This window comes from Streptomyces sp. NPDC127100 (genome assembly GCF_042724095.1).
In the GTDB taxonomy this organism is placed as follows: Bacteria; Actinomycetota; Actinomycetes; order Streptomycetales; family Streptomycetaceae; genus Streptomyces.
Genome location: NZ_JBHXFL010000011.1, coordinates 1 through 23,188, shown reverse-complemented (window position 1 = coordinate 23,188; position 23,188 = coordinate 1). Strand labels below are relative to the sequence as shown.

Genomic DNA, 23,188 nt, shown 5'->3' with positions numbered 1-23,188 from the left:
CTCTCCCCTCATGATCTCCACGCGAGCGCTATGGACATGACATCCGGCGGGCTCTTGAATCCGATTCAGCACCAGAGCCCCCCATGCGCCACCAGCGCCCCACGCGCCGGAAGCGCCTGTCCCGAGGAGATCGATGAGCCGAATACGGCGCGTCAGAGGTTCCCTTCCCGTCACGGGCGGCATCGCCGTCACCGCCGCGTCCCTCCTGGTCGCCGCTCTCGTCCCCACCGCGGGTGCCGCCGGCCGGCCGACCCCCGCCGCCGCCCTCGACAACGCGGCGGCGGCCCTCGCGGACCACGCCGTGAGCCTGGGCCTGACGGGGGCCCAGGACACGCGGGTACGTGACGTCGTCGTCGACGAGGACGGCACCCAGCACGTCCGCTACGACCGCACCTACCACGAACTGCCCGTGCTCGGCGGCGACTTCGTCGTCCACCTGTCCCCCGGCGGCGACTACCGCGGCGCCGACCGCGCGACGCGGACGTCCCTCTCCCTGTCCACCGTCACGCCGAAGCTGTCCGCGCCCCGGGCCGCCGGCCTGGCGGCGGACGCGCTGCGCGCCGCCAACCCGGGCGAGCTCCTGAAGCGGCTCACCGCCAAGCCCGAGCTGGTCGTCGACGCCCTGCACGGCGCCCCGAAGCTGGCCTGGCGCACGAACGCGGTGGCGCTGGACTCGCTGGGCAACCCGGTCGCGCGCACGGTGCTGACCGACGCGCGCACGGGCTCCCGCATCGACGCCTGGGACACCATCGAGTCGGTCTCCGGCGACGGCCGGTCGCTGTACGGCGGCACGGTGCCGCTGGAGACGACGCGGTCGGGGTCGGCGTACCAGCTCAAGGACGCGACGCGCGGCGGCACGTACACGGGCGACGCGGCGAACCAGACCGACCTGTGCGTCCTGACCATCTGTCTCAGCCGGGCGCCCTCGGCGGTGTTCACCGACGCCGACAACCACTGGGGAACGGGCACGACCGCCGACCGCGCCTCCGCCGCGGTGGACGCGCAGTACGGCACCGACGTGACGTGGGACTACTACCGGAACGTCCACGGGCGGACCGGCATCGCGGGTGACGGCAAGGGCTCCTCCAACCGGGTGCACTACGGCACCCGGTACAACAACGCCTTCTGGGACGACACCTGCTTCTGCATGACGTACGGCGACGGTGACGGGACGACCTTCGGGCCGCTGGTGTCGCTGGACGTCGCCGGGCACGAGATGTCGCACGGGGTGACGTCGTCGACGGCGGCGCTGACGTACTCGGGCGAGTCCGGCGGCCTGAACGAGGCCACCTCCGACATCTTCGGCACGCTGGTGGAGTGGTACGCGGGCAACCCCGCCGACGCCGGTGACTACCTGATCGGCGAGAAGGTAGTCCGCTCCGGCTTCGGGCGCGGCGCCCTGCGCTTCATGGACCGGCCGAGCAGGGACGGCGCCTCGGCGGACTGCTGGAGCGACTCGGTCGACGATCTCGACGTGCACTACTCGTCCGGCGTCGCGAACCACTTCGCGTACCTGCTGGCCGAGGGCAGCGGCCCGCGGACCCTGGGCGGGGTCGCCTACGACTCCCCGACCTGCGACGGCTCCACGGTGACGGGGATCGGCCGGGACAAGCTCGGCGCCATCTGGTACCGGGCGCTGACGGTGCACATGACCTCCTCCACGGACTACGCGGGGGCGCGGGCCGCCACCCTGAGCGCGGCCGAGGAGCTGTACGGCGCCGGCAGCACCGAGTACGCCGCGGTCGGCGCGGCGTGGAGCGCGGTGAACGTGGGCTGACGGCCCGTCGGCACCGCACGGCGGCCGGCACCCTCCCCGGGGGGGGCCGGCCGCCGTGCCGTGTCAGTTCGTTCGGATCGCCGGTGGTCGACACGGACGGGGTCGCGGGTTGACGGGCAGGCGCGGGACGTGGGCCGCCCGGGGTCAGGCGCCGTAGGGGCTCTTCTCCCTCGCCTCGCGCAGGGCCCGGCCCCACCACACCAGTTGGTCCAGCATGGTCTTCGCCGCCGCGTCCGGACCGGCCGGGTCCCTGAGCGTGCCCGCGTCGTCGAAGGCCGCGCCCGCGTTGTGGAAGGAGACCGTGTCGCGGACCGTCACGGCGTGCAGTTCGGCGAAGACCTGACGCAGGTGCTCCACGGCGCGCAGGCCACCGGCGAGGCCGCCGTAGGAGACGAGGCCGACGGGCTTGGCCCGCCACTCGCCGTAGTGCCAGTCGACGAGGTTCTTCAGGCCCGCCGGGAACGAGTGGTTGTACTCCGGGGTCAGGACGACGAACGCGTCGGCACCCGCCAGTTTCGGGGTGACCCCCGCCAGTGCGGCGGTCGCCTCCGGGGTCCGGGCGAGGTCCGTGGGCAGGTCGGTCGCCGCGACGTCCACGACCTCGGGGACCAGGTCGTCGCGTTCGCGGAGGTGGTCCAGGAGCCAGTCGGCGACGACGGGGCCGAAGCGGCCGTGGCGGTTGCTGCCGACGAGCAGGGTCACGTGCAGGGGAGCGGTCTGTGTGGTCATGCGGAACACCCTGGTACCTCAACTTTGCTCGAGGTCAAGCCCGTTTCCGCGGCGCCCCGCGGCGAACAGCCCGGTCACCCGTTCACACGCCCGCCGCGCACCCTTCCGGATCTTTTCCGCCGCCGGCCCGCACCGCCGCGGTGACCTGCGGGGACGTGATCATGGACGGACCCGGCGGACCCTCCGGTGCCACCCGTTCGCCGCAGTCGCGGGGCGCGCTCGGGGAGCGGGGCGCGTCCGGTGCCACTTTCCTCGGTAGGGCAGGGCCACCGAAGAGCTCGAAGGAGCACCGATGCGACGCACCGCCCGCCTGCTGACCGGTACCGCGCTCGCCGTCGCGGCCGCGGGTCTCGCCACCGCGCCCGCGTACTCCGGCGACGAGGCCACCGGCCGACTGGAGGTGTTCCCCTCCTCGGTCGTGCCCGGCGAGGAGGCCGTCGTGACCACCTCGGCGTGCGACGACGACGGCTCCGCGACGGGTGACGCCGACGCGGTGGGCGCGGGCCGGTTCCCGCTGGCACCGGACACGCCCGGGGGCGAGGTGACCGGGCGGTTCGACGTGCCGCCGAGCGCGCAGCCGGGGACGTACGAGATCGTCGCCGTCTGCGCCCGGAGCGGCCGCCGGGTGACGGGCGACCTGGTCGTCACGCTGACCGCCGCCCGCGAGCAGGTGTACCCGCGAGGAAGCGTCAAGACGGGGGTCGGCGGCGCTCTTGGCCCCGATCCCGTGCAGACCGCGGCCGGCGTTGCGGCTCTCGCCGTCGCCGCCGCGGGCGGTACCTGGCTCCTGCATCGCCGGGCGAGAGGCGACGGGATCTGACGGGCACCCTCCGCTGCCCGTCCGCCGGTACCGCACTTCCCCGCCCCCTCCGGGTCCGATGCCCCTCGCGGCCCGGAGGGGGCCGGGGATCCCCCGAGGGAGAGTGGTCGTCATGCGCAGGGTCGGCAACACCGCGATAGCCGTCGTCACCGCGGCCGCCCTCTGTTCCGGGGCGTATCTCCTCGGCGGCGGCGCGGCGGACGGGGCCCCGCCGCAGCCGTCGGCCGCGCAGGCCGGCTCGGCGCGGGCCCGGGAGGCGCCCGCCGCGCCGGCGCTGCCGCCCTCCCCGCCCGACCGCGTGCGCATCCCGGCGATCGGCGTGGACGCCCCGCTGACCGGTCTCGGCCTGACGCCGACGGGCAGCCTGGACGTCCCGCCCGCCGAGCGGACGAACCTCGCCGGCTGGTACGAGGCGGGCACGACGCCCGGCGAGACGGGTACCGCGATCGTCGCCGGGCACGTCGACAACGCCGAGGGGCCCGCCGTCTTCTACCGGCTCGGCGCCCTGGTGAAGGGCGCCGCCATCGAGGTCGACCGGCGCGACGGCGGCGTCGCGGTGTTCACCGTGGACGCGGTGGAGGTGTACGCGGCGACGGACTTCCCCGACGAGCGGGTGTACGGGGCGGCGGACCGGCCCGAGCTGCGCGTCATCACCTGCGGCGGCGGCTACTCACGCGGGACCGGGTACCAGGGGAACGTGGTCGTCTTCGCGCACCTCACCGGCAGCCGGTGAGGCGTTCAGGACGTTCGCCCTGCCCCACGCGCCGAGCGGCGCCAGCGCCTCGTTGAGGGCGACGCCCCGGGCGGTCAGCGAGTACTCGACGCGCGGCGGCACCTCGCCGTACTCCTCGCGGTGCACGATGCCGTCGGCCTCCAGCTCCCGCAGCTGCGCGGCGAGCACCTTCTCCGTCACGCCGGGCAGCTCGCGGCGCAGGGCGCCGAAGCGGCACGTCCCCTCCCCGAGCGCCCACAGGATCAGCACCTTCCACTTGCCGCCGATGACGTCCATCGCCGCGTCGACCCCGCAGACGTACGCCCCCGGCCGCCGTGCCGTCCCCATGCCCGTCCCCCTGTCCCTGCCCGCCGGCTGCATGCTTCCCCCGAGGTAACCACCCACTAAAAAGTGCGTACTTGAGCGGGCCCCGGCCTCGGCGGAGGCTGATCGTCATGACTGACAAGACAACCGCCCCTCGTATTCCGCTCACCGTCCTCGGCGCCGGCGCCATGGGCGCCGCCCTCGTCCGCGCCTGGCTCGCCGCCGGCCACCCCGTGACCGTCTGGAACCGCACCCCCGCCCGCGCCGAGGCCCTGGCCGCCGACGGCGCGGCGGTCGCCCCGAGCGCCGCGGCGGCGGTGGCCGCCAACCGCCTGGTGATCGTCTGCCTGCTGGACGACGCCTCGGTCGGCGAAGCCCTCGACGCGGCCGACCTGACCGGGCGGGACCTGGTGAACCTCACCACCGGGACGCCCGGCGAGGGCCGCGCCCGCGCCGCGTGGGCGACGGCGCGCGGGGCCCGTTTCCTGGACGGCGGGATCATGGCCGTACCGCCGATGATCGGGGACCCCGGCTCGGGCGGCTACGTCTTCTACAGCGGCTCCCCCGCCCTTTTCGAGGAGCACCGCGACACCCTCGCCGTCCCGGCCGGCACCCGCTTCGTCGGCGAGGACGCGGGCTTCGCGGCGCTGCACGACGTGGCCCTGCTGAGCGCGATGAGCGGCATGTTCGCGGGCATCGCGCACGCCTTCGCGCTGATCCGTCCCGAGGAGATCGCGCCGAAGGACTTCGCGCCGCTGCTGGCGTCGTGGCTGGGCGCGATGTCCGGCTCGGTGCACAAGACCGCCGACCAACTGGCGAGCGGCGACTACGGCAAGGACGTCGTCTCCAACCTCGCGATGCAGGTGGCGGCCAACGCGACGCTGCTGAGCACGGCCGCGGAACAGGGAGTGAGCGCGGAGCTGCTGACCCCGTACATGGCGCTGCTGGAGCGACGGCTCGCCGGGGGGCACGGGGAGGAGGACACGACCGGCGTGGTGGAACTGCTGGCCCTGCGCGGTTAGGGCCCGTCGTTCGGACCATGCCGGCGTCGCGGGCCGGCCCAGAGGCACCGTCTCTTTCAGCCGGCCTGATCCGAACGACGGACCCTAGGCCAGCCACTGCTCGTAGGCCAGGTTCGCCACCAGGGCGAAGACGACCGTCAGCAGGACGACGCGGACGAAGCCGCTGCCCTTCTTCAGCGCCGTGTGCGCGCCGAACATGCCGCCGGCGAGGTTGAAGACGGCCATCAGGGCGGCGAGCTGCCACAGCACCGCGCCCTGCCAGGCGAAGGTGGCCAGGGCGCCCGCGTTGGTGCAGCAGTTGACGATCTTGGCGGTGGCGGAGGCCGTCACCAGGTCCAGGTGCAGGACGGCGGTGAGCGCCAGGACCAGGAAGGTGCCGGTGCCGGGGCCGATCAGGCCGTCGTAGAAGCCGATGCCGAGACCCGCGAGGCCGATCGCGGCGAGGACCTGGCGGCGGGTGGCCGGGCCGGCGGCCGGGGCGGTGCCGAAGGCGGGGCGCAGGATCACGAAGGCCGCGACGGCGAGCAGCACCACCATGATCACCGGCTTGAGCACCTCCGTGCTCATGCCGGCGGCGAAGAAGGCCCCGCCGGAGGACCCGGCGAGGGCCGCCAGCCCGATGCGCACGGCCGTGCGGACGTCCACGGGCGCCTTGCGGGCGTAGGTCACCGCGGCGCCCGTGGTGCCGACGATCGCGACCGCCTTGTTGGTGCCCAGGGCGTGCGCGGCGGGGGTCCCGGCGGGCAGGCCGAGCAGCAGCACCGGCAGGAGCAGGAGTCCGCCGCCGCCGACCACGGCGTCGACCCACCCGGCCGCGAGGGCGGCGAGGCACAGCAGAACGACCATGGTCAGCGATATGTCGGGCATGATCGCGACCCTAGGACCGGGATGGATGTGCAGTCCATCGAGATGAGGGACTTCTGAGGTTCCCCGGCGGGCCCGCCGGGGGAATTTCCGCGGGCCCGCCGGGGGAACTGCGGCGGGCCCGCCGCCCCTCACACCCCTCCCCCGCCCCCGCTGAGGGCAGCGTTCCCGGTGGGAAACAGCGGGGATGCGGCCGGGTAACACCCGCGTCGCACGCTCGTCGCCATGACCTCGAATGCGCGTGTGGTGGTGATCGGCGCCGGGCTCGCGGGTGTGACGCTCGCCCGGCGGCTCGGTGAGCTCGGCACGCCCGCCCTGGTGGTCGGCGACGAGGAGCACCGCCCGTACAACCGCGTACTGCTCGCGGAGGTGCTCGCCGGCCGGTTCGGACCCGAGGTGACCGCCCTGCCGGCGCCCGCGGAGCTGACCCGCGCCCGGGTCACCGGCATCGACAGGGCCGGGCGGACGGTGCGCTGCGCCGACGGCTCGGTGATCGCGTACGGCACGCTGGTCCTGGCCACCGGCTCCAACGCCGTACTGCCGCCGTTGCGCGGCCTGTTCACCCCGGACCGCGAGCTGCCCGAGGGCGTGCACGCGTTCCGCACCATGGACGACTGCCTGGCCCTGTCCAAGGCGGTGCGGCCCGGAGTGCGGGCGGTCGTCGTCGGCGGGGGCCTGCTCGGGGTGTCCGCCGCCCGTGCGCTGGCCGTGCGCGGCGCGCAGGTCGTCCTCGCCCAGCAGTCCGAGCGGCTCATGGAACGCCAGCTCGACCCGGCCGCCTCCGCGCTCGTCCGGCGCCGTCTGGAGGAGCTCGGTGTCGAGGTGCACACCGAGTGCCGGGTCCGGGACGTGCGCTCGGCCGGCGGGGCGGTGCGGTCGGTCGAGATGTCCGACGGGTACACCCTCGGCACCGACCTGGTGGTCCTGGCCTGCGGGGTCCGGCCCCGGGCGGGTCTCGCGCGGGCGGCCGGACTGGACGTCGCGAAGGGCGTGGTCGTCGACGACGAGCTGCGCACCTCCGACCCGCACATCCGTGCCGTCGGCGACTGCGCCGAGCACGCGGGCACGGTGTACGGACTGGCCGCGCCCGCCCTCGAACAGGCCGGCGCGCTGGCCGCGCTGCTGGCCGGCGACCGCGCCGCCCGCTACACCGGCACCCGGTCCCTGACCCGGCTCACCCTCACCGGGCCGGACGGCCCCCTCGACCTCGCCGCGTTCGGCGAGACCGACCCCCGCCCCGGGGACGACGTCGTGCGGCTCGCCGACGCCACCCGGGGCACCTACCGCAAGGTCGTCGTCCGCGACGACCGGCTGATCGGCGGGGTCCTGGTCGGCGAACTCGGCACCGTCGGCGCGCTCGCGCGCGCCTGGGAGGGAGCAGAGCCGCTCCCGTCCGACGGCGGCCCCCTGCTCCACCTGCTCACCAACGACGGAGGCTCCTGATGACCGCCACCCCGGGGCCCACCCCCACCATTGTGCTCGTCGGCCACGGCATGGTCGGCCAGCGCTTCCTCGAGGCGCTCGCCGAGCGCGGCCTGACCGCCACGCACCGCGTGGTCGTGCTGTGCGAGGAGCCGCGCCCGGCGTACGACCGGGTGCAGCTCACCTCCTACTTCTCGGGGAAGTCCCCCGAGGACCTGTCGCTGACCGACCCGGACTTCATCGCCCGGCACGGCATCGAACTGCACGTCGGCGACCCGGCCGAGACCGTCGACCGCGAGACCCGCCGGGTGACCGCCCGCTCGGGGCTGGCCGTCGACTACGACGTCCTGGTCCTGGCCACCGGCTCCTACCCCTTCGTCCCGCCGGTCCCCGGCAAGGACGCCGAGGGCTGCTTCGTCTACCGCACGATCGAGGACCTCCTCGCCATCGAGGAGTACGCGAAGGACGCGACGACCGGCGCGGTGGTCGGCGGCGGGCTGCTCGGTCTGGAGGCGGCGGGCGCGCTCCAGGGGCTCGGGCTCGTCCCGCACATCGTGGAGTTCGCGCCGCGGCTGATGCCGGTGCAGGTCGACGAGGGCGGCGGCGCCGCGCTGCTGCGCACCATCGAGGGGATGGGCCTCTCCGTCCACACGGGCGTCGGCACGCAGGAGGTCCTGACCGGCGACGACGGCGCCGTCATCGGCATGAGGCTGTCCGACGGCTCCGAGCTCGCCACCGACCTGGTGGTGTTCAGCGCCGGCGTCCGCCCCCGCGACCAGCTGGCCCGCGACTGCGGACTGGCGGTCGGCGAACGCGGCGGCATCGGCGTCGACGAGCAGTGCCGGACCCTCACCGACCCGCACGTCTTCGCGATCGGCGAGTGCGCGCTGGCCGCCGACGGCCGGGTCTACGGGCTGGTGGCCCCGGGGTACGAGCAGGCCGAGACGGCCGCCGCGGCCATCGCCCGGGACGAGGCGGCGTTCACGGGCGCCGACCTGTCCACCAAGCTGAAGCTGCTCGGCGTGGACGTGGCGTCCTTCGGCGACGCCCACGGGACCGCCGAGGGGTGCCTGGACGTCGTCTACTCCGACTCCCGCGCCGGCCTGTACAAAAAGCTGGTCGTCGGCCGCGACGGCACCCTCCTCGGCGGCATCCTGGTCGGCGACGCGGAGGCCTACGGCACGCTGCGCGCCTTCACCGGCTCGGTCCCCCCGGTCTCCCCCGAGTCCCTCGTGCTGCCGGCCGGCGCCGGCGCCCCGGACCGGCTCGGCCCGTCCGCGCTTCCCGACGACGCGGTGATCTGCTCCTGCCACAACGTCACCAAGGGCACGATCCGCGGCGCGGTGACGGAGCACTCCTGCACGACGGTGCCCGAGGTGAAGAAGTGCACCCGGGCCGGCACCGGCTGCGGCTCCTGCGTCAAGGTGCTCGGCCAGCTCGTCACCGCCGAGCTGGAGGCGAGCGGCGTCGAGGTCGACAAGGGCCTGTGCGGCTGCTTCGCGCAGACCCGCGAGGAGCTGTACGAGATCGTCCGCGCCCTGCGGATCACCTCCTACCGGGACCTCCTGGACCGGCACGGCCGCGAGGAGGCCCGGGGCGGCGAGGGCTGCGAGGTCTGCAAGCCGGCGGTCGGCTCGGTCATCGCCTCCCTCGCCCCGGCGATCGGCGCGAGCGGCTACGTCCTGGAGGGCGAGCAGGCGGCCCTGCAGGACACCAACGACCACTTCCTGGCCAACCTCCAGCGCAACGGCTCGTACTCGGTCGTGCCGCGCATCCCCGGCGGCGAGATCGCGCCGGAGAAGCTCATCGTCATCGGCGAGATCGCCCGCGACTTCGGGCTCTACACGAAGATCACCGGCGGTCAGCGCATCGACATGTTCGGCGCCCGGGTCGAGCAGCTGCCGCTGATCTGGGCCCGGCTGGTGGACGCCGGCTTCGAGTCGGGGCACGCGTACGGCAAGTCGCTGCGCACCGTGAAGTCCTGCGTGGGGCGGACCTGGTGCCGCTACGGCGTCCAGGACTCGGTGCGGATGGCGATCGACCTGGAGCTGCGCTACCGGGGGCTCAGGTCCCCGCACAAGCTCAAGTCGGCGGTGTCGGGCTGCGCCCGCGAGTGCGCGGAGGCGCAGTCGAAGGACTTCGGCGTGATCGCCACGTCCAACGGCTGGAACCTCTACGTCGGCGGCAACGGCGGCGCCACCCCGCGCCACGCGGACCTGCTGGCGCAGGACCTCTCCGACGCCGAACTGGTGCGCCTGATCGACCGGTTCCTGATGTTCTACATCCGCACCGCCGACCGGCTGGAGCGCACCTCCACCTGGCTGGAGCGCATCCCCGGCGGCCTGGACCACGTCCGGGACGTGGTGGTGCACGACTCGCTCGGCATCTGCGACGAGCTGGAGTCCCTGATGCGGGCGCACGTGTCCCACTACCGCGACGAGTGGGCCGAGACCGTGAACGACCCCGAGAAGCTGGCCCGGTTCGTGTCCTTCGTCAACGCGCCGGACACGCCCGACCCGGTCGTCGGCTTCGTGCCCGAACGCGACCAGATGAAGCCCGACCTGCCGCTGCTGTCCATCGGCAGGCGACGCCCCTCGGAAGACGACCTCCTGGAAGGAAGCACCCGGCGATGACCCTGGCACCCGAGACCCTGGCACCCGAGACCACCGGCCCGAAGGTCCGGCTGCGGCTGACGGACGACTGGTTCACGGCCTGCGACCTGGGCGCCCTGCTCCCCGGCCGCGGCGTGGCGGCCCTGCTGCCGGACGGCGGGCAGGTGGCCCTGTTCCGCGACCGCGACGGCGGGCTGTACGCCATCGACAACCGCGACCCGTTCACCGGCGCGGCCGTCCTCTCCCGCGGCCTGACCGGCAGTCACCGGGGCCGCCCCTTCGTCGCCTCCCCGCTGCTCAAGCAGCGCTTCGACCTCACGACCGGGCAGTGCCTGGACGACGAGACGGTGCGGGTGGCGACGTACGAGGTACGAGCTGCCTGACCCACTTTCTTGACCGATCGTTTCGGAAAGACCTAGGCTGCGTCGCGTGGCCAGGACCAAGGAGTTCGATCCGGACGCCGCGCTCGGGGCAGCCCTGGAGCTGTTCTGGCGGCGCGGCTACGAGGCGACGTCGATGTCCGACCTCGTGGAGCACCTCGGCGTCGGGCGCGCCAGCATCTACGCGACCTTCGGCAACAAGCGCGAGCTGTACCTGAAGGCACTGGAGCGCTACGAGCAGGGGCTGCTCCCGGAGCTGCTGGAGGAGCTGGCCCGCCCGGGCCCCGCCCTGCCGGGCGTGCGGTCCCTGGTGCGGCGCTACGCCGCCGAGGCGACCGCCGAGGACGAGCGGGGGCGCGGCTGCTTCGTCACCAACACGGCCGCCGAGCTGGCCCCGCACGACCCGGTCGCCGCGCGGCGGGTCGAGCGCAACTGGGACCGGCTCGAGACGGTGCTGCACGCGGCCCTGACCCGGGCCCGGGCCCAGGGCGAACTGCCCGCCGGCCGCGACCCGCTCGCCCTCGCCCGCATGCTGCTCGTCCTGCTCCAGGGACTGCGGGTGGTCGGCAAGGCCTCGCAGGACCCGGCGCGGGTGCGGGACGCGGCGGAACAGGCCCTCGCGCTGCTCGACTGAGGCACGACCGGGGCACCTCTCTCCGGAGGGGTGTCTCGCACGTCCTCATAATGAACCGATCGGTCAAGAAAAGGGGAGATTCATGACCACCCAGCGCTTCACCGGCAGGACCGCCCTCGTCACCGGCGCCGGCTCCGGCATCGGACGGGCCGTCGCCCTCGCCTTCGCCCGGGAGGGCGCGAACGTCGTCGTCGCCGGGCGTGGGCGGGAGCCGCTCGACGAAACGGTGGCCCTGATCGAGGAGGCGGGCGGCAAGGCGCTGGCCGTCGCCGCCGACGTGTCCAGGGCCGGGGACGTGCGGGCCGTCGTGGACGCGGCCGTGGACCACTTCGGCTCGCTGGACGTGGCGGTGAACAACGCGGGCGTCTTCCGCGGCGGAGTCCCGCTGGCCGACCTGGCCGAGGAGGACTGGCACACGCAGCTCGACATCAACGTCACCGGCGTCTTCCTCGCCCTCCAGGCGGAGATCCGCCACATGCGCACCCAGCCGGCCGGCGGGGCGATCGTGAACGTCGCCTCGACCTTCGGCGTGCACAAGCGCAGCCCGGGCGCCGCCGCCTACGCCGCCACCAAGGCGGCGGTCTCGGTGCTCACCCGGGGCGCCGCCCTGGACCACATCGCCGACGGCGTCCGCGTCAACGCCGTCAGCCCGGGTGCCACGGCGACCTCCATGTCCCTGCGGCCGGGCGAGACGGAGACCGGGCGGGCGGAGCGCATGCGGGACGAGGTGCCGCTCGGCCGGGTCTCCGCCACGGCCGAGGTCGCCGCGGCCGTGCTGTACCTGGCGTCGGACGACGCGGCCTCGGTGGTGGGCACGGAGCTGGTCGTGGACGGCGGACAGACCGCCTGACCCGCCCCGCGCCGGGGCCCGTGTCACGCGCGGTCCGTTTCCGACCGGTCCGCACCGCGCTCAGGTGCGCAGCGCCTCGTAGGTGACCCCCGTCAGGCGTTCGGAGGCGGACCAGAGCCGCTCCCCCATCGCGTCGTCCCGGGTCCGGGGTGCCCGCCAGGACGGTGCGGGCGCCCCGCGCCACATCGCGAAGGACGGGCCGGTGAAGGAGTCGGGGGCCACGGCGGGCGCGGTGGCCGCGTACAGGACGGGCAGCGAGCCCGCCTCGGCAGGCTGGGCGACGGCCAGGTTGGTGAGCAGCATCAGGCGCTCGGCGACCCGCCGCCCCTCGGCGCGCGGCCCGGCGGTCTGGAGGTTGGTCGCCGCGTACCCGGGGTGGGCGGCGGCGGCCGTCACGCGCGGGCCGCCGTCCCGCGCCGCCAGCCGGCGCGCCAGTTCGTGCGTGAACAGCAGGTTGGCGGACTTCGAGCGGGCGTAGGCCGTCCACCGCCCGTACCGCCGCACGTTGTTGAGGTCGCGCGGGTCGATGTCGGCCAGCGCGTGCAGCATGCTGGAGACGGTGACGACCCGGGCGTCCGGCGCGGCGAGCAGCGCCGGCATCAGCAGTCCGGTCAGGGCGAAGTGCCCCAGGTGGTTGACGCCGAAGTGCGTCTCGAACCCGTCCGCCGTCGTGCCGTGGGGCAGCGCCATCACCCCGGCGTTGTTGACCAGCAGGTCGATCCGCCCGTACGGCAGCGCGCTCGCGAACTTCCGTACGGAGGTGAGGTCACCGAGGTCGAGCCGCGCCGTCTCCGCGTCGGCGTCCGGCACCTCGCCGGTCAGCCGCTCCAGGGCCGCCCGGGCCCGCCCCTCGTCGCGGCACGCGAGCACGACCCGCGCCCCCTTGCGCGCCAGCTCCCGCGCGACCACGTACCCGAGCCCGCTGTTGGCCCCGGTGACGACGGCGGTCCGCCCGTCCTGATCGGGGATGTCGCGCGCGCTCCAGCCGGCCATCGACGGCTCCTTCCCGATCTCCCGGACCTCGTCCCACCGTACGCGCAGGCACCCCAGGAACGGAAAGTCACCGTCCGGTCACGTCACGTTCCTCGCCCGGCGGTCCTCTCCTGGCCGTGCGCGGGCGCCGGCTGACCGGCTCCGGAAACGGCGGGCGGGGCCGGGGTCGCGTCGCCCCCGGCCCCGCCCCGCGCGCTCAGCGGCGTGGCTTCGGTGGCTGCAGACTGAACTCGGCGCTGCTCAGCAGCCGCCGCATGGCCAGCGCGATCGGCCGTTCCACGAACCGCTGCATGACGTACGACAGCAGGATCAGGCCGGCCACGGTGGCGCCGACGAGGGCCCAGGGGTCGACCCGTTCGCCGAAGCGGTGGGCGACGGACATGCCGATGACGTCGTGGAGCAGGTAGAGCGGGAAGGTCAGCGTCCCCGCGACCGTCAGTCCCCGCCAGCGGATCCTGCTGGTCCAGCCGAGCGCGATCACCGCGATCAGCAGGAAGAACACCGTGGTCACCAGGACCAGCCAGCCGCGCCACGGCGTCCACGTCTCCCAGTTGTTGCGGCCACCGCGCGGCGCCAGCAGGAAGTGGAGGGCCAGCAGCCACGACATGGCGACGATGCCCCACAGCAGCGGCGTCGGCCGGTAGCGGTACATGAGGTAGAAGGCCATGCCCGCGATGAAGAACGGCGCGGACGTGGGGTTCACCAGCAGGGTGAGCAGGGGGATGTGGGCGCTGGGCGCCAGCACCGCGGCGACCGTCCACAGTCCGCAGAAGATGACCACGCGCTGATAGGTGAGCCCCTTCCACACCACCACCACGAAGGTGAGGTAGAAGCACAGCTCCGGCCAGAGCGTCCAGTAGACCGAGTCGAGGTTGTCCACGCCGAGCGGGGTCTGGAGCATCGTCAGGTTGGCGAAGACGACCCGCGGGTTGGGGTGCCCGAAGGGGGTGTCGAAGAGGTAGATGACGGTCACCGCCACCGCTATCGCCACCCAGTACATGGGGTACAGGCGGGTGACACGGGAGATGAAGAAGTCACGCGGGGTGCGCCCCCACGCGCTCATGCAGATGACGAAGCCGCTGATCAGGAAGAACAGGTCGACGCCCAGCCGCCCGAAGGCGAAGTAGCCGTGCACGTCGGGGAACGTCTCCTGGTAAGGGCGGCCCCAGACGTGGATCATGGCCCCTGGGGTCTGCCCGATGAAGTGGAAGAGCACCACGGCCAGGGCCGCCAGGAACCGCAGCCCGTCCAGCGCGGCGAGCCGGTTGCCGCGGACGACCGGCCCGGCCGGGACGTCCACGCGCGCGCCCGCGGCGGGCGGCACCACTTCCGGCGTCACCACCTCGCCACGATCGTGCTCCACGGCCTTGTCGACCGGCCTTGACTGCTCCGTCTGGGACATCCGTCCGCCATTTCCGGTGTCGTCTCATTACTGTCAGGGGTGTAGGACCATCGTGCAGATGACCAACGGGTGAACCCGATGGTTGTGGTGCGACTTTGAAAGAAGAGTCACAACACGGACACAGCCCTCGCACAGTGAACAGCGAGAACGCCCGGGGCGGCACCCCACCGCGCGGCAGGCGGCTCCCCTTCGCGGAGTCTCAGTACGGCGGGATGGCGATCGCGGCGCCCTGCTCGGGCGTCCGCGGCGCGCCGGGCCTGCCGATCGCCCGGTGGCGTCACTGGTCTGCGTCGCGGGCAGCGTGACCGCGGCGGCGCCCCGGCCCGGGTGACGACGGAGCCGAGCGAACGCCGGCTCCCTCCCGGAGGACGACGCACGAAAGGGCGGCACCCCCGCACAAGGGTGCCGCCCCCTCTCGTGATCCGGAGCCGCCGCCGATCGGTGAGGGTGGTCGGGTGACAGACGGCGGCTCCGGGGTCCTGTGCCCCGCGCGGGGTCAGCGGTGGTCGCTGCCCTGCGAGGTGACGGCCGCGCGGCCGGCCTCGAGCCGGGCGACCGGGATGCGGAACGGCGAGCAGGAGACGTAGTCCAGCCCCACCTCGTGGAAGAAGTGGACCGACTCCGGGTCGCCGCCGTGCTCACCGCAGACGCCGAGCTTCAGGTCGGGGCGGGTCGCGCGGCCGGCCTTGGCGGCGGCGGCGACGAGCGAGCCGACGCCGTCCTTGTCGATCGTCTCGAACGGGGAGACGCCGAAGATGCCCTTCTCCAGGTAGGCCGTGAAGAAGCTGGCCTCCACGTCGTCGCGGCTGAAGCCCCACACGGTCTGCGTCAGGTCGTTGGTGCCGAAGGAGAAGAACTCCGCGGCCTCGGCGATCTGGGCGGCGGTCAGCGCGGCCCGCGGCAGCTCGATCATGGTGCCGATCGACAGCTTGAGCTTCGCGCCGGTGGCCGCCTCGACCTCGGCGATGACCTGGTCGGCCTCGTCGCGGACGAGCTCCAGCTCCTGGACGGTGCCCACCAGCGGGATCATGATCTCGGCGCGCGGGTCGCCCTTGGCCGCCTTGCGCTCGGCCGCGGCCTCGGCGATCGCACGGACCTGCATGGTGAACAGGCCGGGGATGACCAGGCCGAGGCGGACGCCGCGCAGACCCAGCATCGGGTTCTGCTCGTGCAGCCGGTGCACGGCCTGGAGCAGGCGCAGCTCGTTCTCGTGCGGTTCCTGACGGGACTCGGCGAGGGCGACGCGGACCGACAGCTCGGTGATGTCGGGCAGGAACTCGTGCAGCGGCGGGTCCAGCAGGCGGACGGTGACCGGCAGTCCGTCCATCGACTCGAAGAGCTGGACGAAGTCCTGCTTCTGCAGCGGCAGCAGCTCCTTGAGGGACTCCTCGCGCTCGGCCTCGGTGTCGGCCAGGATCAGCCGCTCGACCAGCTCGCGCCGGTCGCCGAGGAACATGTGCTCGGTGCGGCACAGGCCGATGCCCTGGGCGCCGAAGCGGCGGGCGCGCAGCGCGTCCTCGGCGTTGTCGGCGTTGGCGCGCACCCGCAGCCGGCGCTTGCGGTCGGCGAAGGCCATCATGCGGTGCACGGCCTCGACCAGCTCGTCGGCGTCGTCGGCGCCCGGGTGCATGCGGCCCTCGAAGTACTCCACGACCGGGGACGGGACCACCGGGACCTCGCCCAGGTAGACCTTGCCGGACGAGCCGTCGATCGAGATCACGTCGCCCTCCTCGACGACGTGCCCGCCGGGCACGGTCATCCGGCGGCGCTTGGTGTCGACCTCCAGCTCCTCCGCGCCGCAGACACAGGTCTTGCCCATGCCGCGCGCGACGACGGCCGCGTGGGAGGTCTTGCCGCCGCGCGAGGTCAGGATGCCCTCGGCGGCGATCATGCCGTCCAGGTCGTCGGGGTTGGTCTCGCGGCGGACGAGGATGACCTTCTCACCGGAACGGGACCACTTCACGGCGGTGTAGGAGTCGAAGACGGCCTTGCCGACCGCCGCGCCCGGCGAGGCCGCGATGCCCCTGCCGACCTTCTCGACCTTGGCGCTCTCGTCGAAGCGCGGGAACATCAGCTGGGCGAGCTGGGCGCCGTTGACGCGGGAGAGCGCCTCGGCCTCGTCGATCAGGCCCTGGTCCACGAGCTGGGTGGCGATGCGGAAGGCCGCGCCCGCGGTGCGCTTGCCGACGCGGGTCTGGAGCATCCACAGCTGGCCGCGCTCGATCGTGAACTCGATGTCGCACAGGTCCAGGTAGTGGTTCTCCAGCGTCTCCATGATCTGCATCAGCTGGTCGTACGACTTCTTGTCGATCTGCTCCAGCTCCGCGAGCGGCACGGTGTTGCGGATGCCCGCGACGACGTCCTCGCCCTGGGCGTTCTGCAGGTAGTCGCCGTAGACGCCCTGGTGGCCGGAGGCGGGGTCGCGGGTGAAGGCGACGCCGGTGCCGGAGTCGGGTCCGAGGTTGCCGAAGACCATGGAGCAGACGTTGACGGCGGTGCCGAGGTCGTGCGGGATGCGCTCCTGGCGGCGGTAGAGCTTGGCGCGCTCGCCGTTCCAGGAGTCGAAGACCGCCTTGATGGCGAGGTCCATCTGCTCGCGCGGGTCCTGCGGGAAGTCCCGGCCGGCCTCCTTCTTGACGATCTTCTTGAAGGTGGCGACCAGCTTCTTCAGGTCCGCGGCCTCGAGCTCGGTGTCGACCGTGACCTTCTTGGCCGCCTTGGCCTTCTCCAGCGCCTCCTCGAAGAGGTCGCCGTCGACGCCGAGGACGGTCTTGCCGAACATCTGGATCAGGCGGCGGTAGGAGTCCCACGCGAAGCGGTCGTCGCCGGCCTGCTTGGCCAGGCCCTGCACCGACTTGTCGGAGAGGCCGATGTTGAGGACGGTGTCCATCATGCCGGGCATGGAGAACTTGGCTCCGGAGCGGACCGACACGAGGAGGGGGTCGTCGGCCTGGCCGAGCTTCTTGCCCATCTTCGCCTCGAGGGCGTCGAGGTGCGCACTCACCTCGTCACGCAGTGCCGCCGGCTCCTCGCCGCTGTCGAGGTAGGTCTTGCAGGCCTCGGTGGTGATGGTGAAGCCGGGAGGGACCGGAAGGCCCAGGTTGGTCATCTCGGCGAGGTTGGCGCCCTTGCCACCGAGGAGGTCCTTGAGGTCCTTGTTGCCCTCGGTGAAGTCGTAGACGAACTTCACGCCCTCAACGCCGGTGCCCTGCTCGGCTACCTGGGGTTCTTTGTTTTCCGACACGGGTCTCGACTCCTCGAGGACGCGGTGGCTGCCCTGACGGCGAGGAATGTACCCAGATCGAAGGCACCTGGGTACGTCCACTTGTGCGTCATGCGCCTGTAACCACTCGTCCGCCAGCGGATTGAAAGTCAAAGCTTGGCAAGCGAGCGGCGGTCTGTGTTTTCACTTCTTGAACGAATGACCTCCCGTCGACCCGGCACATCGCTCACTTGAGCGCCATTCTCTTCGTCTGAGTTCGATCGATGAACGATCATGGGATGGCACTCAGTGCCACCGTTTGGAGAAGTGGACTCGGTCAAGATCCGCTCATCTGAGCACTGTCGCTATCAGAGGTGGCGAGAATCACGCTGCCACAGCCCGCCGGATTTCACCATGCGGACGTCGTTCCGGGACGCCGTCCGGGGCGCGGTCGCGCCGGGCTGAACGCATCCCGGGCGCGGGACGTACGTCAGTGCGGCGGACCCGGGCCCCCACACCGGGTCCGCCGTCCACCGGGTTCCACAGGGAAGGACCTTCGGGTGCCTGTCTTCACGCGCTTCCACCGGCCACCGCACACGGCCGCCGACGCCGCCGCCACAGGCCCGGACCCGGACGCCAGCACCAGCACAGCCGCAGGCAAAGACACAGACACAGACACAGACACAGGCACAGACACCGCGGAGACGGCGGAGGCGGCACCGGGAGCCGCCGCGGGGCCGGCGCCCGGACCCGCCCCGCGGCCCGGCGCCGGAGATGCGGCAGCACCCGCACCCGGCCGCCCCCTCGCCGCCCGCCTCGCCCACTGGCGCGCCTGGCGCACCCGCCATCCCGTCCCCGCGCGCGTCCTCCGCCGGACCACCACGGTCCTGGCCGCCGCCCTCGTCCTCGCCGCGCTGCTCCTGCCGAACACCTACGTCGCCCTGGAGCCGAACCGCTTCGCGCAGATACCCGGCGAGGCGGTCGTCGGCGCCGCCGTCCTGCTGGGCCTGCCACGGCGGCCCCGGCGGGTCGTGGCCGTGCTGTGCGGCGGGTGCCTCGGCGTACTGACCCTGCTGAACCTGCTGGACATGGGCTTCGGCGAGTACCTGGGCCGCGGCTTCAACGTCGTGCTCGACTGGGGCCTGCTCGACGACGCCCGCGCGTACGTGGCGGACTCGCTGGGCGGGACGGTGGCGACCCTGGCCGCCCTGGGCGCCGTCGCGCTCGCGCTCGCCCTGCTGGTGTGCACGGTCCTGGCGACGGTCCGCCTGGGTGATCTGCTGGCCGCGCACCGGGACCGGGCGACGCGCGGGGTGCTGGCCGCCGGCGCCGTGTGGATCACCTGCTCGGTCCTCGGTCTGCAGGCCTTCGGCATGCCGCTCGTCTCCGGCCGGGCCGCCCACGCCCTCAGGGCGCAGACCGAGCGGGTGGTGGACACGGTGCGGGACGAGGCGGCCTTCGCCAGGGAGGCGAAGGCCGACGCCTTCGGGGCCACGCCCGGCGAGGAGCTGGTGCCGGACCTGCGCGGCAAGGACATGGTCTTCGCCTTCATCGAGAGCTACGGCCGCAGCGCGGTCGAGGACCCGGCCATGGCCCCGGGCGTGGACCGGACGCTCGACGCGAGCACGAAGGCGCTGGCCGCGGCGGGCTACCGGGCGAGGAGCGGCTGGCTGACCTCGCCCACGTACGGCGCCGGGAGCTGGCTGGGCCACTCCACCTTCCTGTCCGGCCTGTGGGTGGACAACCAGCAGCGCTACCGCACGGTGACGTCGGGCGGCCACCGCACGCTGACCGCGATGTTCGGCGACACGGGCGCCTGGGACACGGTCGGCATCATGCCCGGCGTGCAGAAGACCTGGCCGGAGGCCCGCTTCCACGGGCTGGACAAGGTCTACGACGCCCACCGGCTCGGGTACGAGGGGCCGAAGTTCAGCTGGTCGACCATGCCGGACCAGTACGCGCTGGAGGCGTTCCAGCGGCTGGAGCACGGCAGGAAGCGCGACAAGCCGCTGATGGCCGAGATCATCCTGACCTCCAGCCACCAGCCGTGGGCGCCGATCCCGAGGATGGTCGGCTGGGACGAGCTCGGCGACGGCTCGGTGTTCGACGGGATCGAGGCGGCGGGCCGCAAGTCCGCGGACGTCATCGCCGACTCCGCGCTGTCCCGCGAGGAGTACGGCAGGTCGATCCAGTACTCGGTCACCTGCCTCACCCAGTGGCTGGAGCGCTACGGCACCGACGACACCGTCCTGGTCTTCCTCGGCGACCACCAGCCGATCGCGCGGGTCAGCGGCGACGGGGCGAGCCGTGACGTGCCCGTCTCGATCGTCGCGAAGGACCCGAAGGTGCTCGGCGCGATCGACGGCTGGAACTGGACCGACGGCCTCCGGCCCGCCCACGACGCGCCGGTGTGGCGGATGAGCTCCTTCCGCGACCGCTTCCTGACGGCGTACGGCTCGACCCCGCGTCCGTCCAAGGGGTGAACGCAGAGGGTGGACGCGGGGGTGAACGCGGCAGGGGCGGACGCGATCAGCCGCCGGAGGTGTCGAGTTCCGCTTCCTCGCCCACGCCCGCGCAGTCGTACGGGTCCTTCAGCCAGCCGTCCGGCAGGACGACCCGGTTGTTGCCGGAGGTACGGCCGCGGGGGCCGTCGGCGCCGGTGGGCCAGGGCTGGTCGAGGTCGAGCTCCTCGAGACCGGCGCGCAGCGCCTCCAGCGAGGAGGTGATCGCCAGGCGCTTGCGCATCTCGGAGCCGACGGCGAAGCCCTTGAGGTACCAGGCCACGTGCTTGCGGAAGTCGATCACGCCGCGGGCCTCGTCGCCGATCCACTCGCCGAGCAGGGTGGCGTGCCGGACCATCACGTCGGCGACCTCGCGCAGCGTCGGCCGGACGAAGGCGTCCGTGCGCCCCTCGAAGGCGGCGACCAGGTCGGCGAACAGCCACGGGCGTCCGAGGCACCCGCGCCCGACCACGACGCCGTCGCAGCCGGTCTCGCGGACCATGCGCAGCGCGTCCTCGGCGGACCAGATGTCGCCGTTGCCGAGCACCGGGATCTCCGGGACGTGCTCCTTGAGGCGGGCGATGGCCTCCCAGTCGGCGGTGCCGCCGTAGTGCTGGGCGGTGGTGCGGCCGTGCAGGGCGACCGCGGTCACGCCCTCCTCGACGGCGATGCGGCCGGCGTCGAGGTAGGTGAGGTGGTCGTCGTCGATGCCCTTGCGCATCTTGATGGTGACGGGCAGGTCACCGGCGCCGCTGACGGCCTCGCGCAGGATGGCCCGCAGCAGGTTGCGCTTGTACGGGAGGGCGGAGCCGCCGCCCTTGCGGGTCACCTTGGGCACCGGGCAGCCGAAGTTCAGGTCGATGTGGTCGGCCAGGTCCTCCTCCGCGATCATGCGGACGGCCTTGCCGACGGTCGCGGGGTCGACACCGTAGAGCTGGATCGAGCGCGGCTTCTCGGTCGCGTCGAAGTGGATCAGCTGCATGGTCTTCTCGTTGCGCTCGACCAGCGCCCGGGTCGTGATCATCTCGCTCACGAACAGGCCCTTGCCGCCGCTGAACTCCCGGCACAGCGTGCGGAAGGGCGCATTGGTGATCCCGGCCATCGGCGCCAGCACCACGGGCGGTGCGACGGTGTGCGGGCCGATCTGCAACGGCGGCTTCGCGGTGGCGGGGGCGGGCGTGGTGGGCGTGGACATTCCTCCATTGTCACGCACGCGGAGCGGTGCTCGGCCTGCGCCGCCGCGAGATCATGTAACGGTCATTAGTTAACCGCACTATCGAAGCGGCGTACGATGGAGATCATGCCCGAGCTGACCCACCGCCGACGCCTGCTCGTGCTCGGCATCTGCTGCATGAGCCTGCTGATCGTGAGCATCGACAACACGATCCTGAACGTCGCCCTGCCCGCCATGCAGCGTGACCTGCACGCGAGCACGTCGGGGCTCCAGTGGACGATCGACGCCTACACGCTGGTGCTGGCCGCGCTGCTGATGCTGGCCGGCTCCACGGCCGACCGGATCGGCCGGAGACGCGTCTTCATGACCGGCCTGGTCGTCTTCACCGCCGGCTCGCTGCTGTGCTCGCTGGCGCCGGACCTGTCGTCGCTGGTGGTGTTCCGGATGGTGCAGGCGGTGGGCGGTTCGATGCTCAACCCGGTCGCCATGTCGATCATCACCAACACCTTCACCGACGCACGCGAGCGGGCCCGCGCGATCGGCGTGTGGGGCGCGGTCGTCGGCATCTCGATGGCCGCCGGGCCCCTGGTGGGCGGGCTGCTGGTGGAGTCGGTCGGCTGGCGCTCGATCTTCTGGGTCAACCTGCCGGTGGGACTCGTCGCGCTCCTGCTCACCCTGCGGTTCGTCCCCGAGTCCCGCGCCCCCAGGGCCCGCCGTCCCGACCCGCTGGGCCAGCTGATGGTGATCGTGCTGTTCGGCTCCCTGACGTACGCGATCATCGAGGCACCGAGCGCCGGGTTCCTCTCCGTGCTCCCCTACGCCGTACTGGCGCTGGCCGCGCTCCTCGGCCTGCTGCGCTACGAACCGCGCCGCGCCGAACCCCTCATCGACCTGCGCTTCTTCCGGTCGGTGCCGTTCAGCGGGGCCACCGTCACGGCGATCAGCGCCTTCGCCGCGCTGGGCGGCTTCCTGTTCCTGTCCACGCTCTACCTGCAGAACGTGCGGGGACTGAGCGCCCTGCACGCCGGCCTGTGGATGCTGCCGATGGCCGTGCCGACCTTCCTGTGCGCCCCGCTGTCCGGACGGCTGGTCGGCAGCCGGGGGCCGCGGCTGCCCCTGCTGATCGCGGGCGGCGCGCTGACCGTGAGCGGTGTCCTGTTCGCCGCCTTCGAGGCGGAGACGTCGAACGTAACCCTCTTCATCGGGTACGTCCTGTTCGGCGTCGGCTTCGGCTTCGTCAACGCGCCCATCACCAACACCGCCGTCTCCGGCATGCCGCGGGCCCAGGCCGGCGTGGCCGCCGCCGTCGCCTCCACCAGCCGCCAGCTCGGCCAGACCCTGGGCGTGGCGGTGATCGGAGCGGTGCTCGCGGCGGGCGTGGGCGCGTCGTCGTACCGGTCCGCGTTCGTCTCCGCCGCCCGTCCCGGCTGGTGGATCCTGGCCGCCTGCGGCCTGGCGGTCCTGGTCCTCGGCGCCGTGACGACCGGGCGCTGGGCCCGCCGCACGGCCCGGCGCACGGCGGAGGAACTCGAGGCACCGGAGGTACGGCAGCCGCTACGAACGAACGCCTGACGCCCCCCGCGGCGCGGGCACCCGCACGACCGGCCCCTGGAGGGCACGCCCCAGGGGCGCGGGGAACCGCGCGACCAGCCCCGGGGCACGCCCCCAGCAACACGGCGGACCGCACGACCAGCCCCCAAGGCACGCCCCCCAGAAACAGGGCGGCGCGGCCGACCCCCCCGCCCGGGGCGGCGGCGCCGCCCCGGGCGG

Annotated in this window: 18 protein-coding genes; 11 read left to right on the top strand and 7 right to left on the bottom strand. The window is 73.1% G+C overall.

What is annotated here, in order from left to right:
• The first annotated feature begins 133 nt into the window (after positions 1-133).
• On the top strand, positions 134-1,777 hold the full coding sequence (locus tag ACFWJB_RS13670) for a M4 family metallopeptidase (RefSeq protein WP_386922278.1): 1,644 nt from the start codon (positions 134-136) through the stop codon (positions 1,775-1,777).
• Positions 1,778-1,921: 144 nt separating this feature from the next.
• On the opposite strand, the gene ACFWJB_RS13665 is transcribed toward ACFWJB_RS13670, so the two are convergent.
• Positions 1,922-2,506: an NADPH-dependent FMN reductase gene (locus ACFWJB_RS13665; RefSeq protein ID WP_385463428.1), complete on the bottom strand. Its 585-nt coding sequence runs from the start codon at positions 2,504-2,506 to the stop codon at positions 1,922-1,924.
• 292 nt (positions 2,507-2,798) lie between these two features.
• Here ACFWJB_RS13665 and ACFWJB_RS13660 point away from each other — a divergent pair, with 292 nt between their 5' ends.
• Both ACFWJB_RS13660 and ACFWJB_RS13655 read left to right on the top strand, forming a co-directional pair.
• Positions 2,799-3,326, top strand: coding sequence for a hypothetical protein (locus ACFWJB_RS13660; protein ID WP_385463431.1), 528 nt, complete (start codon positions 2,799-2,801; stop codon positions 3,324-3,326).
• 112 nt (positions 3,327-3,438) lie between these two features.
• Positions 3,439-4,059: a class F sortase gene (locus ACFWJB_RS13655; RefSeq protein WP_386922276.1), complete on the top strand. Its 621-nt coding sequence runs from the start codon at positions 3,439-3,441 to the stop codon at positions 4,057-4,059.
• On the opposite strand, the gene ACFWJB_RS13650 is transcribed toward ACFWJB_RS13655, so the two are convergent.
• Positions 3,997-4,386, bottom strand: a complete 390-nt coding sequence (locus tag ACFWJB_RS13650) for a winged helix-turn-helix transcriptional regulator (RefSeq protein ID WP_386922274.1) — start codon at positions 4,384-4,386, stop codon at positions 3,997-3,999. The genes ACFWJB_RS13655 and ACFWJB_RS13650 overlap by 63 nt on opposite strands.
• Before the next feature lie 107 nt (positions 4,387-4,493).
• On the opposite strand from ACFWJB_RS13650, the gene ACFWJB_RS13645 reads away from it, so the two are divergent.
• Entirely contained in the window at positions 4,494-5,384 is an 891-nt protein-coding gene (locus tag ACFWJB_RS13645) for an NAD(P)-dependent oxidoreductase (RefSeq protein ID WP_386922272.1), read from the top strand.
• 84 nt (positions 5,385-5,468) lie between these two features.
• On the opposite strand, the gene ACFWJB_RS13640 is transcribed toward ACFWJB_RS13645, so the two are convergent.
• Complete coding sequence (locus tag ACFWJB_RS13640) at positions 5,469-6,251, bottom strand: sulfite exporter TauE/SafE family protein (protein WP_385463442.1); 783 nt, start codon at positions 6,249-6,251, stop codon at positions 5,469-5,471.
• A 222-nt stretch (positions 6,252-6,473) separates the two neighbouring features.
• On the opposite strand from ACFWJB_RS13640, the gene ACFWJB_RS13635 reads away from it, so the two are divergent.
• The 5 genes from ACFWJB_RS13635 to ACFWJB_RS13615 all read left to right on the top strand — a co-directional run bounded on the left by ACFWJB_RS13635 (position 6,474) and on the right by ACFWJB_RS13615 (position 12,146).
• Positions 6,474-7,691 carry an NAD(P)/FAD-dependent oxidoreductase gene (locus ACFWJB_RS13635; RefSeq protein ID WP_385463445.1) on the top strand — a complete coding sequence of 406 codons (1,218 nt, stop codon included), beginning with the start codon at positions 6,474-6,476 and terminating at the stop codon, positions 7,689-7,691.
• Positions 7,691-10,303: a nitrite reductase large subunit NirB gene (gene nirB, locus ACFWJB_RS13630; RefSeq protein ID WP_385463448.1), complete on the top strand. Its 2,613-nt coding sequence runs from the start codon at positions 7,691-7,693 to the stop codon at positions 10,301-10,303. The genes ACFWJB_RS13635 and nirB overlap by 1 nt, the downstream gene beginning before the upstream one ends.
• Entirely contained in the window at positions 10,300-10,665 is a 366-nt protein-coding gene (nirD, locus tag ACFWJB_RS13625; protein WP_385463451.1) for a nitrite reductase small subunit NirD, read from the top strand. The genes nirB and nirD overlap by 4 nt, the downstream gene beginning before the upstream one ends.
• 46 nt (positions 10,666-10,711) lie before the next feature.
• Positions 10,712-11,296, top strand: a complete 585-nt coding sequence (locus tag ACFWJB_RS13620) for a TetR/AcrR family transcriptional regulator (protein ID WP_385463454.1) — start codon at positions 10,712-10,714, stop codon at positions 11,294-11,296.
• Positions 11,297-11,378: 82 nt separating this feature from the next.
• Positions 11,379-12,146: an SDR family NAD(P)-dependent oxidoreductase gene (locus ACFWJB_RS13615; protein WP_386922268.1), complete on the top strand. Its 768-nt coding sequence runs from the start codon at positions 11,379-11,381 to the stop codon at positions 12,144-12,146.
• A 60-nt stretch (positions 12,147-12,206) separates the two neighbouring features.
• Here ACFWJB_RS13615 and ACFWJB_RS13610 read toward each other — a convergent pair whose 3' ends face one another.
• The 3 genes from ACFWJB_RS13610 to ppdK form a co-directional block, all read right to left on the bottom strand.
• Entirely contained in the window at positions 12,207-13,139 is a 933-nt protein-coding gene (locus tag ACFWJB_RS13610; protein ID WP_386922266.1) for an oxidoreductase, read from the bottom strand.
• Between the two features lie 196 nt (positions 13,140-13,335).
• Positions 13,336-14,541: an acyltransferase family protein gene (locus ACFWJB_RS13605; RefSeq protein ID WP_386922264.1), complete on the bottom strand. Its 1,206-nt coding sequence runs from the start codon at positions 14,539-14,541 to the stop codon at positions 13,336-13,338.
• A 496-nt stretch (positions 14,542-15,037) separates the two neighbouring features.
• Positions 15,038-17,785, bottom strand: coding sequence for a pyruvate, phosphate dikinase (ppdK, locus tag ACFWJB_RS13600; RefSeq protein WP_386922262.1), 2,748 nt, complete (start codon positions 17,783-17,785; stop codon positions 15,038-15,040).
• Between the two features lie 518 nt (positions 17,786-18,303).
• Here ppdK and ACFWJB_RS13595 point away from each other — a divergent pair.
• On the top strand, positions 18,304-20,226 hold the full coding sequence (locus tag ACFWJB_RS13595; RefSeq protein ID WP_386922260.1) for a CDP-alcohol phosphatidyltransferase: 1,923 nt from the start codon (positions 18,304-18,306) through the stop codon (positions 20,224-20,226).
• A gap of 46 nt (positions 20,227-20,272) precedes the next feature.
• Here ACFWJB_RS13595 and dusB read toward each other — a convergent pair whose 3' ends face one another.
• Positions 20,273-21,439 carry a tRNA dihydrouridine synthase DusB gene (gene dusB / locus ACFWJB_RS13590; RefSeq protein ID WP_386922258.1) on the bottom strand — a complete coding sequence of 389 codons (1,167 nt, stop codon included), beginning with the start codon at positions 21,437-21,439 and terminating at the stop codon, positions 20,273-20,275.
• 105 nt (positions 21,440-21,544) lie between these two features.
• Here dusB and ACFWJB_RS13585 point away from each other — a divergent pair, with 105 nt between their 5' ends.
• A complete protein-coding gene (locus ACFWJB_RS13585) occupies positions 21,545-22,990 on the top strand; it encodes an MFS transporter (protein WP_386922256.1) in 1,446 nt (481 codons plus the stop codon).
• Positions 22,991-23,188 lie beyond the last annotated feature (198 nt).

What these genes read in the sequence shown, in the direction of transcription:
- ACFWJB_RS13645 (WP_386922272.1), top strand. Translation starts at nt 4,494, where the DNA reads ATGACTGACAAGACAACCGCCCCTCGTATTCCGCTCACCGTCCTCGGC.
- ACFWJB_RS13640 (WP_385463442.1), bottom strand. Translation starts at nt 6,251, where the DNA reads ATGCCCGACATATCGCTGACCATGGTCGTTCTGCTGTGCCTCGCCGCC.
- ACFWJB_RS13665 (WP_385463428.1), bottom strand. Translation starts at nt 2,506, where the DNA reads ATGACCACACAGACCGCTCCCCTGCACGTGACCCTGCTCGTCGGCAGC.
- ACFWJB_RS13635 (WP_385463445.1), top strand. Translation starts at nt 6,474, where the DNA reads ATGACCTCGAATGCGCGTGTGGTGGTGATCGGCGCCGGGCTCGCGGGT.
- ACFWJB_RS13615 (WP_386922268.1), top strand. Translation starts at nt 11,379, where the DNA reads ATGACCACCCAGCGCTTCACCGGCAGGACCGCCCTCGTCACCGGCGCC.
- nirD (WP_385463451.1), top strand. Translation starts at nt 10,300, where the DNA reads ATGACCCTGGCACCCGAGACCCTGGCACCCGAGACCACCGGCCCGAAG.
- ACFWJB_RS13610 (WP_386922266.1), bottom strand. Translation starts at nt 13,139, where the DNA reads ATGGCCGGCTGGAGCGCGCGCGACATCCCCGATCAGGACGGGCGGACC.
- ACFWJB_RS13655 (WP_386922276.1), top strand. Translation starts at nt 3,439, where the DNA reads ATGCGCAGGGTCGGCAACACCGCGATAGCCGTCGTCACCGCGGCCGCC.
- ACFWJB_RS13660 (WP_385463431.1), top strand. Translation starts at nt 2,799, where the DNA reads ATGCGACGCACCGCCCGCCTGCTGACCGGTACCGCGCTCGCCGTCGCG.
- ACFWJB_RS13670 (WP_386922278.1), top strand. Translation starts at nt 134, where the DNA reads ATGAGCCGAATACGGCGCGTCAGAGGTTCCCTTCCCGTCACGGGCGGC.
- ACFWJB_RS13605 (WP_386922264.1), bottom strand. Translation starts at nt 14,541, where the DNA reads ATGTCCCAGACGGAGCAGTCAAGGCCGGTCGACAAGGCCGTGGAGCAC.
- ACFWJB_RS13650 (WP_386922274.1), bottom strand. Translation starts at nt 4,386, where the DNA reads ATGGGGACGGCACGGCGGCCGGGGGCGTACGTCTGCGGGGTCGACGCG.
- dusB (WP_386922258.1), bottom strand. Translation starts at nt 21,439, where the DNA reads ATGTCCACGCCCACCACGCCCGCCCCCGCCACCGCGAAGCCGCCGTTG.
- ACFWJB_RS13585 (WP_386922256.1), top strand. Translation starts at nt 21,545, where the DNA reads ATGCCCGAGCTGACCCACCGCCGACGCCTGCTCGTGCTCGGCATCTGC.
- nirB (WP_385463448.1), top strand. Translation starts at nt 7,691, where the DNA reads ATGACCGCCACCCCGGGGCCCACCCCCACCATTGTGCTCGTCGGCCAC.